Source organism: Paenibacillus sp. IHBB 3054, assembly GCF_051594305.1.
Taxonomy (GTDB): Bacteria; Bacillota; Bacilli; order Paenibacillales; family Paenibacillaceae; genus Paenibacillus_AQ.
Window position 1 is genome coordinate 297,145 of sequence record NZ_JBOFBG010000003.1, and the last position, 15,017, is coordinate 312,161.

The 15,017-nt window shown below is 48.4% G+C and carries 14 protein-coding genes; 5 read left to right on the forward strand and 9 right to left on the reverse strand.

What is annotated here, in order from left to right:
• Window positions 1-61: 61 nt before the first annotated feature.
• Window positions 62-739, reverse strand: a complete 678-nt coding sequence (locus tag ACQ76X_RS06745; protein WP_438492451.1) for a ComEA family DNA-binding protein — start codon at window positions 737-739, stop codon at window positions 62-64.
• A gap of 192 nt (window positions 740-931) precedes the next feature.
• Between ACQ76X_RS06745 and comER the strand changes: the two genes are divergently transcribed.
• Window positions 932-1,783, forward strand: coding sequence for a late competence protein ComER (comER, locus tag ACQ76X_RS06750; RefSeq protein ID WP_438492453.1), 852 nt, complete (start codon window positions 932-934; stop codon window positions 1,781-1,783).
• Window positions 1,784-1,910: 127 nt separating this feature from the next.
• On the opposite strand, the gene leuS is transcribed toward comER, so the two are convergent.
• From leuS to ACQ76X_RS06780, 6 genes are all read right to left on the reverse strand, one after another.
• Window positions 1,911-4,361, reverse strand: a complete 2,451-nt coding sequence (leuS, locus tag ACQ76X_RS06755) for a leucine--tRNA ligase (RefSeq protein ID WP_438492455.1) — start codon at window positions 4,359-4,361, stop codon at window positions 1,911-1,913.
• Between the two features lie 729 nt (window positions 4,362-5,090).
• Entirely contained in the window at window positions 5,091-6,158 is a 1,068-nt protein-coding gene (locus tag ACQ76X_RS06760) for an AI-2E family transporter (protein ID WP_076109133.1), read from the reverse strand.
• Between the two features lie 193 nt (window positions 6,159-6,351).
• The gene (locus ACQ76X_RS06765) at window positions 6,352-6,561 is read right to left on the reverse strand and encodes a hypothetical protein (protein WP_042179559.1); all 210 of its coding nucleotides are present in this window, start codon (window positions 6,559-6,561) and stop codon (window positions 6,352-6,354) included.
• Window positions 6,562-6,575: 14 nt separating this feature from the next.
• Window positions 6,576-7,097, reverse strand: coding sequence for a PRC-barrel domain-containing protein (locus tag ACQ76X_RS06770; protein ID WP_038595530.1), 522 nt, complete (start codon window positions 7,095-7,097; stop codon window positions 6,576-6,578).
• A 62-nt stretch (window positions 7,098-7,159) separates the two neighbouring features.
• Window positions 7,160-8,311: a cysteine desulfurase family protein gene (locus ACQ76X_RS06775; protein WP_438492458.1), complete on the reverse strand. Its 1,152-nt coding sequence runs from the start codon at window positions 8,309-8,311 to the stop codon at window positions 7,160-7,162.
• Window positions 8,312-8,458: 147 nt separating this feature from the next.
• On the reverse strand, window positions 8,459-8,938 hold the full coding sequence (locus ACQ76X_RS06780; protein ID WP_438492460.1) for a DUF523 domain-containing protein: 480 nt from the start codon (window positions 8,936-8,938) through the stop codon (window positions 8,459-8,461).
• 139 nt (window positions 8,939-9,077) lie between these two features.
• Between ACQ76X_RS06780 and ACQ76X_RS06785 the strand changes: the two genes are divergently transcribed.
• Complete coding sequence (locus ACQ76X_RS06785; RefSeq protein WP_438492462.1) at window positions 9,078-9,746, forward strand: SOS response-associated peptidase; 669 nt, start codon at window positions 9,078-9,080, stop codon at window positions 9,744-9,746.
• 284 nt (window positions 9,747-10,030) lie between these two features.
• On the opposite strand, the gene tnpB is transcribed toward ACQ76X_RS06785, so the two are convergent.
• Window positions 10,031-11,119 carry an IS200/IS605 family element RNA-guided endonuclease TnpB gene (tnpB, locus tag ACQ76X_RS06790; protein ID WP_438492463.1) on the reverse strand — a complete coding sequence of 363 codons (1,089 nt, stop codon included), beginning with the start codon at window positions 11,117-11,119 and terminating at the stop codon, window positions 10,031-10,033.
• 185 nt (window positions 11,120-11,304) lie between these two features.
• Here tnpB and ACQ76X_RS06795 point away from each other — a divergent pair, with 185 nt between their 5' ends.
• A complete protein-coding gene (locus ACQ76X_RS06795) occupies window positions 11,305-12,120 on the forward strand; it encodes a DUF2935 domain-containing protein (protein WP_438492465.1) in 816 nt (271 codons plus the stop codon).
• 407 nt (window positions 12,121-12,527) lie between these two features.
• Window positions 12,528-12,866, forward strand: coding sequence for a hypothetical protein (locus ACQ76X_RS06800; protein WP_438492467.1), 339 nt, complete (start codon window positions 12,528-12,530; stop codon window positions 12,864-12,866).
• Window positions 12,867-13,596: 730 nt separating this feature from the next.
• On the opposite strand, the gene ACQ76X_RS06805 is transcribed toward ACQ76X_RS06800, so the two are convergent.
• Window positions 13,597-14,283 carry a hypothetical protein gene (locus tag ACQ76X_RS06805; RefSeq protein WP_438492469.1) on the reverse strand — a complete coding sequence of 229 codons (687 nt, stop codon included), beginning with the start codon at window positions 14,281-14,283 and terminating at the stop codon, window positions 13,597-13,599.
• 180 nt (window positions 14,284-14,463) lie between these two features.
• Between ACQ76X_RS06805 and ACQ76X_RS06810 the strand changes: the two genes are divergently transcribed.
• The gene (locus ACQ76X_RS06810; RefSeq protein ID WP_342480524.1) at window positions 14,464-14,811 is read left to right on the forward strand and encodes a hypothetical protein; all 348 of its coding nucleotides are present in this window, start codon (window positions 14,464-14,466) and stop codon (window positions 14,809-14,811) included.
• Window positions 14,812-15,017: the final 206 nt, after the last annotated feature.

The window sequence follows — 15,017 nt, forward strand, 5'->3', positions numbered from 1 at the left end:
ATTGCAGCTTGCTTTCACTAGGAGAACAGTCTCCTCAACTCCAGGAACGTCATCGCCCGTTTTAAAATACTACCAGAGGCTCAAGCTTCTCCAGCATCTTTGGCCCAATCCCCTTCACCTCACCCAGTTCAGACAGGCTGCGGAAAGCCCCTTTGCTGCTGCGGTAATCAATAATCGCCTGCGCCTTCTTCGCGCCGATTCCCGGCAAATCCATTAGCTCAGCAGCTTCGGCGGTGTTTACATTGATTTTCCCTTCCGTCTTCTCGTTAGCTTGTGCCGTGGAAGCTGCGCCTTGTGCCGATGGGATACCCTCTCCGCCTGCCACTGCAGTGGTCCCAGCTGTTTGTGTGCCCGCCGTTGCTGCCGCCTTGCCCCCTCTTGTCCCGCCATTATCCTGAGATGCGGCTCCTCCAGCGGGGTCAGCAGCATTTGGACCGCTGTCCGCCCCGGCTCCAGTAACCGCAGTATTACCAGCCTGTGTTGCTGCTCCGGCTTTTTTGGCTCCTCCGTTTACTTCAATCCCCTCTTTACTGACCTCACCCTGCAGCGCAGCTGACTTGCCGCTCTTTCCAGCAGGGAGTGGTTCCTCTGCATTCGCTCCGCCAACCGCCAGCGCCATAGAGGTATCCATCGTCTCCCACCCGGAGATGCCGCTGTCTTCTTCCCGATCCGCAGCCCAGACCAGCCCTCCGCCCAGCAATACTGCTACGATACCATTGACTATCATTCTCTTATTCAAGAACCTGTCCTCCTCTACAATTTGCCCTGATTATTTATGCAATCCTTATGCAAAACCAAATATGACGCAACTTCTGGAATTTTATTCAAAAATGCGGGCGAAACCTGTCATGTGTCCAAGTGTACGCTGCATACATTTAACGAAGAGTATTCCTGCAAGCCCAGCAACTCAGGGAAAGGAGGTAACCACAGAATGAAAGTGGGATTTATCGGAACAGGCAGCATGGGCAGTCTGCTCATCGACGCCTTTCTTTCTTCAGGAGCACTTGATGCATGCGACGTGCTGGCCAGCAACCGCAGTTCAACCCGGCTGATTCAGCTTCAGAAGCGCCACCCTGGCATCACCATATGCGGGAGCAACAGGGATACCGCGACTGGCAGCGACATTGTATTTTTATGTGTCAAACCTTTGGAATTCAAAACGCTGACGGATGAAATTGCACCCTGTCTGAATAGCGAGCAGATTGTCGTATCAATTACCAGTCCGGTCCAGCTGTACCATCTGGAATCGGTTCTGCCGTCCAAAATAGCCAAGGTCATCCCCAGCATCACCCACAGTGTCAAAAGCGGAACTTCACTATGCATTTTCGGCAGCAGAATTAATAAAAAAGACAGGCTGTTGCTCCTGAGGCTGCTGTCTTTCATCAGTGTTCCGGCGGAAATCCTGGAGAGCCATACCCGAATTGCTTCGGATTTCTCCAGCTGCGGCCCTGCATTTATCAGCTATTTCATCGAACGCTGGATCGCCGCAGCGGTGGAAGCCACAGGCATTGAAGAAGCCTTGGTCAGCCGTCTGGCCGGGGAAATGCTGCTAGGGACAGGCAAGCTGCTGACAGAAGCAGACTTCACCCCGCAGGAGCTGCAGGAACGTGTCGCTGTCCGCGGAGGCATTACAGCAGAAGCCTTGAATCATCTGCGCAGCAGTCTGGAAGGCGTATTCGAGCGGCTGATTACCACAACGCATGACAAATACGATGAGGATGTCGACAGGCTTAATTCACTCTTCGGCCGGGACGGTATTGTGCAAGGCCCTTTGGATCGCTAGAAGCCTGAACGGCTTGAGAAAAAGCGGGCCTGCGAGCTGCATTGGAACATCCATGAATTTTGAATCCTTAACAAAAAACCCGCAGCACGGAATAATCCGTAGCTGCGGGTAAAAATGCGTTCTTCGCTTAACCCACTACAATATTTACAAGCTTTCCGGGAACCGCAATAATCTTGCGTACGGTTTTGCCCTCTACAGCCGCCTTCACACCAGGAAGAGCCAGTGCATGGTTCTGCATGTCTTCCTGCCCCATATCCTGCGGGATCTGTGCACGCCCCACAATCTTGCCGTTAACCTGTACAACGATCTCCACTTCTGCATCCACCGTCAAAGCTTCATCATAAGCTGGCCATGATACATAGCTGATGCTGCCTTCGTGGCCCAGCAGCTGCCAGAGCTCCTCGGAAATATGCGGTGCCAGCGGCGACAGCATTTGTACGAAATGCTCTGCCGATTCACGGGACAAGCTGTCCTGCTTATAGGCATCGTTGATGAAGATCATCAGCTGGCTGATCGCCGTATTGAAGCGCAGATTCTCGAAGTCCTCGGTAACCTTCTTCAGTGTCTTGTGCCAGGTGCGTTTGAACTCGTCTGTACCGCCATCCTCGGAAATCTTGGCACTGAGGCTGCCGTCCTCGTTCACGAACAGGCGCCATACGCGGGAGAGGAAGCGGTGAATGCCTTCCACACCTTTTTCATTCCAAGGCTTGGTTGCTTCCAGCGGCCCCATGAACATTTCATAGACACGGAGTGTATCTGCGCCAAAAGCTTCCACAATTTCATCCGGGTTGATGACATTGCCGCGTGATTTGCTCATTTTTTCGTTGTTGTTGCCCAGGATCATGCCCTGGTTCACCAGCTTGTGGAACGGTTCCTTGGTATCCACTACACCGATATCATACAATACTTTATGCCAGAAACGGGCATACAGCAGGTGAAGCACTGCATGTTCAGCTCCGCCAATGTACAGATCAACCGGCAGCCATTCCTTTTGCTTCTCCGGCGAACACAGTTCCTTGTCATTATGCGGATCAATATAGCGCAGGTAATACCAGCAGCTGCCGGCCCATTGCGGCATTGTGTTCGTCTCGCGGCGGGCTTTCATCCCGGTTTCCGGATCAATGGTTTCCACCCACTCGGTGACGTTGGCCAGCGGGGATTCGCCCGTACCCGAAGGTTTGATCGCGTCCACATCAGGCAGCACCAGCGGCAGCTGATCCACAGGAACAGTCTTCATCGTGCCATCTTCCAAATGAAGAATCGGAATCGGCTCACCCCAGTAGCGCTGGCGGCTGAACAGCCAGTCACGCAGGCGGTAGGTTACCTTGCCTTGGCCGCTGCCCTTTTCCTCCAGCCAGGCAATCATCTTCACGATGGCTTCGCTGTTATCCAGACCATTCAGGAAATCGGAATTCACATGCGGGCCATCGCCACCATAGGCTTCTTCTTCCACATTACCGCCCTGTACTACTTCGACGATGTTCAAGCCAAATTGCTTGGCGAATTCCCAGTCGCGGGTATCATGTCCCGGAACCGCCATAATAGCTCCGGTCCCGTAACCGGCCAGCACATAATCGGCGATCCAGATCGGCACTTGTGCTCCGTTGACCGGGTTAATAGCGTAAGCGCCGGTGAATACGCCACTCTTCTCCTTGGCCAAATCCGTACGCTCCAGATCGCTCTTGCGGGCAGCTTTGTCGCGGTATTCCGCGACCGCAGCACGCTGAGCTTCTGTCGTGATAGCATCAACCAGTTTATGCTCTGGTGCCAGCACACAGTAGCTTGCGCCGAACAAGGTATCCGGACGGGTTGTGAACACAGTCAATGCTGCATCATGTCCATCAATCGCGAAATTGACTTCCGCTCCGGTTGATTTGCCGATCCAGTTGCGCTGCATATCCTTGATGCTTTCTTCCCAATCCAGCTCTTCCAAATCCTCCAGCAGGCGTTCGGCGTATTCTGTAATTTTCAGAATCCACTGGCGCATCGGTCTGCGGACGACGGGATGACCACCGCGCTCGCTTTTGCCGTCGATAACCTCTTCGTTGGCCAGCACCGTACCCAAAGCTTCGCACCAGTTCACCGATACCTCAGCTACATATGCCAGGCCGCGGTTGTACAGCTGGATGAAGATCCATTGTGTCCATTTGTAATAGCCCGGATCGGTTGTGCTGATCTCGCGGTCCCAGTCATAGGAGAAGCCCAGCGATTTGATCTGGCGGCGGAAATTGTCAATGTTCTTGAAAGTGATGTCACGCGGATGTTGTCCGGTATCCATCGCATACTGCTCTGCCGGAAGTCCAAAGGCATCCCAGCCCATTGGATGCAGCACGTTATAACCGCGCATCCGCTTGTAGCGGGAGACAATATCCGTCGCCGTGTAACCTTCCGGGTGGCCTACGTGCAGCCCTGCGCCTGAAGGATACGGAAACATATCCAGGGCGTAAAATTTCGGTTTACTTGAATCCTCACCTGTCTTAAACGTTTTGTTCTCATCCCAGAACTTCTGCCATTTGGGTTCGATGCTCTGGGCGCGGTAGCCGGCCCCAGCTGGGGTGCTCACTTTGTTTTCGCTCATCTTATGCTCCTCCTTGGAGTGTTGCTTACTTAGTTAAACCTGCTGTTCTTAAAAGAATTCAGGGAATAAAACTCCGCTGCAAAAAAGTTTTGGGCTTCCGCCCGCTGTTATACTCGGATTTCTGATCTCACACTAAGCGGTTGAAATCCGAGTATAAAGGCGGCCACTGACGTTGCTCCAGCTCCAAAATTTTTCTCCGTTCTGTTTCCCTGTAACTCTTAAAAATCCCATCTGTTTTGCCTGACGGGCAGCAAAGTCCAAGAACCAGCTCAGGACTCGCTGCTCCGCTGGGCGATGTCTGCCTTCGATCGTCTCAGGCAGACTTGTTGTTTACCGGGGCATAGCCCAACTCCGCAAAAAAACCTCCCATCCCTAGCGTATGATCGCTAGGGACGAGAGGTTTGAATTCCCGTGGTACCACCCTAGTTAGCGGCTGAACATGCTTTATTCTGCCACTCACTTTGACACCCTTTAACGGAGGTGAGGCGACGACGGTTCACACACTGGCCTTTCGCAGCATCTGCCCTGCGAAACCTGCGGCTTGCGCCGTTACTCGGAGGTGAGTTCATTCCGTTCCGTTAACCGGCTTGCACCAATGCACCGGCTCTCTGCTATAACGTCGCGTGAGTTAATACTCCTCTTCATCGAACTGCTATTCATCACAACATAATCGTAATATTACACAACATTATAACCAAAAGCTCTGAATATAGTCAATGGTTTTACTGATTACACCGGCTTTCGCTTAATATAATAAGCCATTAAGTGCTGGATTACGACTTTTCCGGCCGCAAAACACGGCACCGCCAGAATAAGACCAATCATTCCGGCCACCTCTCCGCCAACCAGCAGGGCAAAAATAATCAGCAGCGGATGCAGATGCAGCCTCCGTCCGACCACCTGGGGCGAGATCACATTGCTCTCCAGCATCTGGCATAGCGTATTCACTACTGCTACCAGCAGGACAAGGCGCAGGGACAGGGTTGAGGCCATCACAATGGCCGGAGCCGCCCCCAGGAACGGGCCCATGTACGGAACGATGTTGAACACAGCGACTACACAGGCAAACAGCAGCGCGTAAGGCATCCCGATGATGGCATAACCGATATATGCCAGCACGCCGATAATAATACAGACGAGGAACTGTCCGCGGATATAGTTGCCCAGCGCTTCATCAATATCCTTGAGCAGCTTCACAATCGATTTGCGGCGCGAGCGGGGCAGGCAGGAAACCACGGTCCGCTCAAACACATCAAAGTCCTTGAGAATGTAGAACACGAGAAACGGAACGATAAATGCATTGAACAGTACACCTATCGTTGTCCCGATATTGTCGAGAAAATGTGATATTCCTTTTGCCAGACGTTCCTCCAGCTGAAAAAACCAATTGTTCATCCCCATCTCAACACCGGGCGGGATCAGCCGGGAATTCATATTCTTCATGAGACCTTGCGCATGCAGTGTCATCTCCGGCAGATGTTCGTTCAGCTCCTCAAGCTGCTCGATAAACATCGGTATGAGATTGATGGCAATGACCGCAATTGAAGTCAGGAATACGGCGTAGATGAGAAGAACGGCAACGCTGCGCGGCATCTTCCGTCCCGCCAGCATACTGACCACCGGATTCAGTACATAAGAAATGATCATGGCCGCCAGAAACGGCGCAAGAATCGCTTTTAGAAACTGGAATATCCCCTGCAGCATCGGACGAAGTTGCCACACAAAATACAAAATGATCAGGGTGAGCAGCACTCCGATCATCCAGCGGAACCATTTACTTTGGGACCATTGCTCCATGAGTGTACCCCCTAGCGGTATTACTGGACTGGCTTCGTAAATAAGTATATGTATGCCTGCCGCAAAATAACCGCTGAACGTAAAGCGCAACAAAAAAAGCGCCAATAACCCCCAGCAAAATTGACGCTGAAAGGAAACTGACGCTTGTTTTTAAGCATATGTACCCGCTGCTAGCCAGTGCGAGGACTTATAATCAGGAGGATGCATGGATTTGGGGGAAATCCTGGGCAATTTCTTCCCCGGAGAACAGATCGTCAAGCGAACTGAGCGTGCCGTCTTCTTCAACCTGATAAACCGACATTTTCTCGCCGTTAACCGTAAGTTCGATGAAACAGCCCCAGCAATAGAACTGGTGGGAACCGATCTTGCCGATATCCTTGGAGTTGCAGTTTGGACACTTCATATAATACATTCCACCTATCCGTTAACAATATTAATGGCTTTTTGGAGCCGTTCTTCGCTCATCGCGGGAACCAGTACGGAATCCTCCCCAATGGACATTTCTTCAGAACAAGGCAGCCATTTGCGGCCTTCGATCAAATCAGTTACAAGCCCGTCACTGATTTCCAGCGCTACTATTGTGTTTCCCAACTTCTGGTCAAAATAAACATCGGATATTCGTCCAAGTATCGTTCCGGATGCAGTCAGTACCTGCAAATCCTTCAATTTCTTCTTTCCTAAAAGAAAAGTATATGGTATATGGTCAGTGTCGGCCTTTAGTATCGACTCTTTACTGCGAATCATGACAGCATCTTCGCCATAAGCGACAATATCTTCCCATGCCACAACTTTCACATGACTGGAAAAAAAAGATTTACTTTCCAGTTCAATACCCGTAATATTCCAGTTTGAATCCAGTACAACATCGACAATTTTGCCGATTTCATTACCTTCTTCAACTTCATATACAGCCAGGCCGATCATATCTTGAAGTTTCATGGCTGCTTAAGTCCCCTCGCTTTGAGTGTGCTACCGAAACGGATACGAGACCGAAAAAAATCCTAGTCTACACTACGCAGCCGTCTCAGGATGGTTTCAACTTTTTCTGCAACAAGCTTTATTTCTTCATTAGTATTACCCAAACCTGTGCTAAAACGAATCGCTGAGTCCAAAACTTCTTCCGGAAGATTCATCGCTTGCAGAACATGGGAAACCTCCAGTGAACCAGAGGTGCAGGCTGAGCCGCTGGCAGCAGCAATCCGCTCCATATCAAGGTTCATCAGCATCACATCAGTCCGGGCTCCCGGAAAACTTACATTCAGAATTCCAGGCAAAAAATGCTGCTCGTTTCCGTTAATCACATAGTTCTGCCGCCCGATACGGCTGTTCAGCTCCTGCAGCAGCACATTCCGCAGCTCAAGCGCTTTATCCTGCCGCCCGTGAAGCCCTTGCACCGCCAGTTCCACCGCTTTGGCAAAACCTGCTGTGCTAGCCAGACTCTCCGTTCCCGCCCGTCTGCCGCGCTCCTGGAGTCCTCCGTGCTGTCTGGAATGCAGCGGTGCACCGCGCCGTACGTACAATCCACCGATGCCCTGCGGGCCGTTTATTTTATGGGCGGAAAAGCTCATATAATCAACGGGAAGCTCACGAAGTGTGATGGGAATCATCCCGAGAGCCTGTACAGCATCGACGTGGAACAAAATGCCCCGTTCAGCAGCGAGACGGCCAATCTCTTCTATAGGTTCTACTGTTCCTACCTCATTATTCGCAAACATCACACTGATCAATACCGTATCATCTCGCAAAGCGGCTGCCACATCTGAAAGCGAGACGAGGCCTGTCGAATCAACCGGAAGATAGGTAACATCATAGCCCTGCTTCTCCAGTTCTTCGCAGGTATGTTGAACGGCATGATGCTCAATTGCTGTGGTGATGATATGTTTGCCCTTCTCCGTGGTAGCAGCTGCAGCTCCAAACAGCGCCAGATTATCGCTCTCCGTGCCTCCGCTGGTGAATACCCATTCGTCGGGAGCACAGCCTAAAAAGCCCGCGATGGTATCGCGTGCCCCGTTCACAATCTTTTTGGCGGAACGTCCGAACGTGTGCACACTGGACGCATTGCCGTATTGTTCAAGCAGCATATTGTACATAACCTTGGCCACCTCCGGATGAACCGGGGTTGAGGCGGCGTGGTCCAAATAGATGGGTTTCATGACTAAATTCTCCGCTTCTTGAAATTCAGGATTTTCTTACAGGACTACTCGATTATACTGCTGAATGTCGCCTTTTACCACCTGAGAATAAACACAATATTGTAACAACCTTTAGGGGTCTGTTAGTGGGAATTTCCGCTAAGCCACTCACTTTCCAGCACGTTCCAAAGCTTCCAGCCTGGCGGAGAGCTGCTGCTCAGAAATCACTTCAATACCGTTTCTTATTAGCAGAGCGGACGTTACACCTTGCCCGGGAATTTTCACACCGGCAAATTGTCCGTTATAGATCATCGCACTGCCGCAAGAAGGGCTGTTTTCTTTGAGTACTACGGTGGTGGCTCCGATCTCCCGGGCTTTCTCCAGCGTTTCATAGGCCCCTTTGAGGTACATTTCGGTTACATCATTTCCTGACCGGTCCATTACCCTAGCCGTCCCCTCCAGCACATCCTCCCCGCCGCCGCCGATAATTTCCGCCGGTTCCCTTGGTGTCGAGAATCCGCCAAGCAATTCTGGACATACAGCAACTGCCTTGTTGGTATCCAGCAGCTTTTGAAGGCTCGTATCGAGACAATCCGTACCGTTGTATCTTACTTTCATTCCTGCGAGACAGGAGCTTACAATAATCATGCGGAATCCTCTCCTTCGTTTCGCTATCATCCGTTTCTTCATTTATAATAATATGAAATACTCCGAGCATAGCATGAGGTCTACAGCACTGTAAACAACCTCAGACCACATCATAAATGAACCGGGAGGCTAAATCAGCATGTGCGGAAGATACACCATTACCGTAACCATGGATGAGTTGATGCTGCGTTATTTTACGAATGACACCACCATTGTCCACTATGCCCCAAAATATAACGCGGCCCCGATGCAGTATATCCCGGCAGTTATTCATAATGGCAAGCATAATAAGCTTGGGGAATTGCGCTGGGGGCTGGTCCCGTCCCGGGCCAAGGATGACAAAAGCGGCAGCAAAATGATCAATGCCCGTGCAGAATCCCTTCTGGAAAAAGCATCCTTCAAAAACCTGGTGAGCTCGCGCCGCTGCGTGATTCCTGCGGACGGCTTCTACGACTGGAAGCCGCAGGAAGGCGGCAAACAGCCGCTGAGAATTACGCTGCGTGACGGGAAGCTTTTTTCCATGGCCGGCTTGTACGATATTTGGATGGATCAGAGCGGCAACAAGCTCAGCACCTGCACAATTATTACTACAGAATCCAACAGCCTGATGGCTGAGATTCATGACCGCATGCCGGTTATCCTCACCTCTGAAGCCGAGACAGCGTGGCTTGACCGGCACAATCATGACGTCCCCACTCTGATGAAGCTATTGCGGCCTTATGATGCAGAGCATATGCGGGCTTATCCCGTCTCACCCGCAGTGGGCAACGTCCGCAACGACTATAAGGAGTTAATTAAAGAAGCATAGCGAAGAATCGCAGCAATGACCCGGATCAAGGGCTTTTTGGGTTTGAAAATTCAATCGCAAGCAAAAAATCCGCCAGCATGAGTGCTGGCGGAGACTATATTAGAGTAAAGCGTTTTAAAGCTTACAGCAGGATTGTCTTAGAGATAATTACCAACAAATTGAATCTCCACCACTTAGCTGACGCTTGAAGGGGTGGATTCTTGCGAACAGAGGAGCAACCTCCTCTTATGGGCAAGCGATCCCTGCGTTCTCACAGTTCTACGTTTTATTTTTATAGGTAATAGCTATACCGCTACCTGTTTGATATTATGAGCCGCATTTTCATCCCGATCATGGTGTGTTCCGCAAGCTACACATGTCCATTCTCGAATCGAGAGGTTTTTCACTTCGGGATGGATCGTGCCGCATACGTGGCACTGCTGACTGGTCGGCTCGAAGGTGTCGGCAACCCGGAGAGTTCGTCCATACCAGGATGCTTTATACGTCAGTTGACGCACCCATTCGCCCCAGGACGCATCAGCGATGGACTTGGAGAGTTTGGGATTTTGAATCATATTCGCCACACGCAGCTGTTCGATGCTGATCGTTTGGCACTCACGGATCAGCTTCGTTGTCATCTTGTGGAGAAAATCGTTCCGAGAATTTGCAATGTGTTCGTGAATACGAGCAATGTGTTGCTTGGCTTTCTTCCAGTTGGAGCCCCCTGGTGTTCGTCTTGCCAAACGCCGCTGCCACAGCGCAAGCTTTTTCTCGTATTGATGGTAAAACCTGGGGTTGGCAAAATGCTCGCCGTTGGAGCACACAGCGTATTCCTTTAGCCCCAAGTCAATGCCGATATGTGCATCTGCTTGTGGGAGTGGGGTCTTTGCGACCTCGCAAACCAGGGAGACAAAATACTTATCGCTGGCGTTTTGCCGTACCGTAGCGGACAGTATACGACCCTCCAGCTTCCGAGAGTTGGCGAAACGCATCCAGCCGAGCTTGGGAAGCTTCAATCGGTTGCCTTCAATGGCGATATTTCCGTTCGTGAATTTCGTGGTGTAGCTCTGTACTGGATGCTTCCGGCTTTTGAAGCGAGGCGCTTGATTTTGCTTTTTGAAAAAGCGGTCAAAGCTATCTGCCACATGCCGAACGGCGGACTGTAAAGCAATACTATCGACTTCTTTGAGCCAGTCATATTGTGTTTTTAGGACAGGGAGCTGTGTCGCACAGGTCTGATATGACAAACCCTTTCCTGTCTCGGCATAGGTTTGGTTCCACTCTTCCAGGAAATGATTGAACACAAAACGGCAACAGCCAAACATTCGACGAATGAGTTGCTGTTGCTCGGTATTCGGGTAGATGCGGTATTTATAGGCTTGATGAACGATCATGTGCGACACCCCCTTTTATAGTATTTTCTTACAGTATAGCACGTATGTTCGCTGATTAGTTGAAAACCGCCGACTCATCTCCGCCTATAGAGGTCGGAGTCTTTTCGGCTTTTGAAGATAAATAATTAGGCATCCACCCAAGCTTAACAAGCATAAGGTCTATAAAGATGATAAGGAGGGATATTATGTCTGACATGTTTGTCGCTCGGTCACTGGAAGAGGTCAGCTTTTGGTCAAGAATTATGAAAGAACATTCCTTGTTTCTAGGATTGGGGTTCCGGGCGGAAGATACTATTCTAATTAAAGAAGCCAACCACTTTTACCGGATTTTCGAAGACATCGAGAGACGGGTGCATGCTTTCTCCCTTGATGCAGATCCTGCAACGATTCATCAATTTAATCAGGAGGTTCATACGGTAGTATGTCACATTTGGGCGTTCAAAAGAAAAGTCCTTGGCTTGATTCTATCTTGCAAGCTCCCTGGGCAAACGAATTTTCCACTTTTAGTGGATCATGTAAGTAGAGAAGCCAATTATTTTAGAAATCGGCTGGAAGAGCTAAACCAAGGCAAATTAGAACCATTATATGATGCTATTATTGATGAAAATGTATTTTTCTTAAGAATTATGGCCGACCATGCCAAATTCATAGGCCATCTATTAGATCCTTCAGAACGTAAACTTGTCGAGCAGGCCCGAGAATTCAGTCAAGATTTTGATCAATTATTATTTCAGGCTAGAGATATTGAATCCATGAGACCTCAATCGCAAACCGGCCCTATCTTAAACCAATTTCTTGATCAGAATAGAGTATCAGTGAAATCACTAAGGGATTTTAAGAAAACGGCCCGGGATTTAATCGAACAATGCAGAATTAAAAGCATCATACACCCGCTGCTTGCGGATCACGTTTTCCGTGAAGCAGAGAGATTCTTGGAGATTATTGATATGTTCGAAAACTCTTTAACCGGGAAAGGGAATGCACCAATGATCCACCATTAGCTCCTTCTTCGTACCAAGTTCATCTGGCTACAATAGAGCTTTAAATTTCTTTACATACATCATGGGCTTGCTGACAGTTAATGTTCCGGTTTTCCGGCAATCACCACCCTTCCATTCATTAAACAAAACGTCCTGCTGACCGTCATGGTAGCAGGGCTTTACTATGCGCTATAATTCTTCTAGGCTAAGCAAAATTTGATACGTTAGTACTTCCCATTCCCTCACTATCTTTAATGAAAACAGCCTTCGAATCGGTCTGCTTCCTTTATAGCAGAGGTTGAATAACCTCCTAATAGAAATAAATGCTCTAATCTCCCAAACATCGTAGTAACTAAAAGAATAAATATATATAAAATCAAGGAAGGGGCATTACGTTGCCTACAGTGCTAAATTATAATAGAGGCCTTATGTCTAATCTTGCCGGTTCTGCTTCGATTCCTGCTTATAGCATTATACTGCTGATTGAATTAGGGATTTTTGTCAATCAGGCATCGAACTTCTTGGAAGTTTCAACTACTGTCGGCGTTCTTACAGACAGTGAAACTGGTGCACTCGTTACCATTAATGTGAATATGGACAGTAATCCTATTGGAACCATTTTTATTGATCCAAGCAATTCTGTTATTACCTACAACATTGTCCTTACAGATGTAAGTATTGGACATCATGTTATCCAAATACTCGCAGATTCTGGTGGTTACAGTCTTAATGGTCTGGCTACAGCACAAGCTACCGTTTATGGTTGAATATATGAGAAGAGGTTGGTTAACCCTCAGACGTCTCAACTTTGCCTGAATGTCATGCAGATCACCCTTATTTGCCTCCTTAGTGATGCTTTTCACTGGATTTTTTTGGAACTAATTTCGTGTAAAAGCGTATCTTTATCGATCAGGTTACAAGGAGGCTATTTCATGATTTTGTTTAAGATTGTCCCTATTTTTTTATTATAGCCGGTGCATTCTACACGGTATTCCCGAAAGTAGGCTGGGAATTGAGAAGATTCAGCCGCGGAACCCCCAGCCCTATGACACTTCTTTTCATCAGGGTTGTTGGTGTTTTTTGCATGATTATTGGTTTCGCTTTATTCAATTCATTCCAGGAGTTTGGCCCATAATGGCCGTTGCCCGTACTTAATGCCTATAGATATATAGATGGAGAAAACAGGGAGAATTAGATCTATGGATATAAACCCGCTAAATCTGCTCTAGGGATCTTGGAGAAAATACGCAACATGATCCAGAGATAGGTTCATGGGAGACAAAAGCCGGTTCGGGTCCAGCGAAGTTTGCGATTGATAAACACGACAACAACAAAGGGCAATTCATCAAGCGTACTGATTATGTAATCTTTGAATAGATCCTAACCTTTGAAGTAAGTGAGTACACAGCAGCAAAACAAACAAAAATAAACCCGTCAGAAGCCCGGCGGGATTATTTTTGCATGCTTCTAAATTCTGTTTAAAAGCTATGGCAAATCTTAATTGCTTTCAAGCGTTGACAGTGAAACCATTACCCATGGAGCAAATTTATTCGACAGTTCACCCTTAGGATTGTGTATCCGGAAAAGAAAAGCTTCCCCCGCTTGATTCTTCCACACCATATAATCCTCTATTCCCTTATCACCGGTAGCCTGCAGATATAAATCTGCAAAACCCAGTGGATGCTCAAACAGTTCCCCGCTATGATCGTTAGCCTTACCCATTGCGGAAAGCTCAGTTTGTCCCTGTTGCTTCAGAGCGGTGAGATCGTAACCAGATGGCAAGTGTTCAATTTCGGCATAATAGGTGGGGTCCTTAGTGAGTGATAAACGACCAGACTGTGCATCTAATGTGAAATCCTCAAAGACATACAGCGAATATCCATCACCTTGCTCAAGTGTACCTTCTTGCCCTGAGACCCCTCCCTCCTGTTCACCGAATGCCTGGGTCCTCGGACGTTCGGATGTCTGAGGATCAGTAGCGTCCGGACTGGCGGACTCTTGCGCCTCCATAGTTGCGGGAGTAGCAGAAGGTTCAGGAGTGGCTGTAGCTTCAATAACAGGCATAGTCGCCACACTTGACGCTGTAGGCTCTGCCTCGTTTACTGTTTCATTGTTACTGCATGCACTGAGAATTGAGGCGGACAGAAGAATGCTGGTAACTGTTGCAATCAATGTTCTATTCATTATATACCTCCTCATCTGAATAAAAGTTATTACCCAAATGTCCAACATCCCCGCACCACTTAAGGTTGACGGGTTATTTAATGTAGGCTCTAAACTCAGATAATTCTATAAAGCACATAGTAAATATTACCCAATTCTGATAGAATGATTCTGAATTTATTCTCAGATTTAGGGGGAGCTATGAATAGTAAGAATTGGTGGACATTGATTATTATAATCGTATTAATTGGGGGAAGCATTGGTGGGAAACTTCTTTATGACGCGAAAAAGGAACGGGATCGTCAAGACCTGATTCATATGGGGGATGAACTGGACAAAGCTTGGTCTGACTACGAGGATTCTATTAACGAGATTGATAAAAATCAGGATTTAGCAGAGGAATACACAAATCTAATGGAATCTATCCTTGACGATGATATTGCATCAAGCGAGTTAGAGGAAACTATAGTTAAAGCCTGTGAAATGGAAAGCAAATTGATGGAGCTCTACCCTACTGTCTACAATGAGCCTAGTTCTGTTTGTGAATGAAATCAAGCCCCGCCAGCTCAATCAATACCGGCGGGGCTTTTCATATTTCCAAACGCTTGATAATCTGAAATCAATAGAATTATCATTTGATTATTAGTACATATAATGAAAATAGACTTGCTCTACCACTCGCTCGTTCCGATCCGCTTAATTAGGATGTTGGAAAGGAAAAACTTCGTCCATTAACACGGATGTAGGGAAACTCA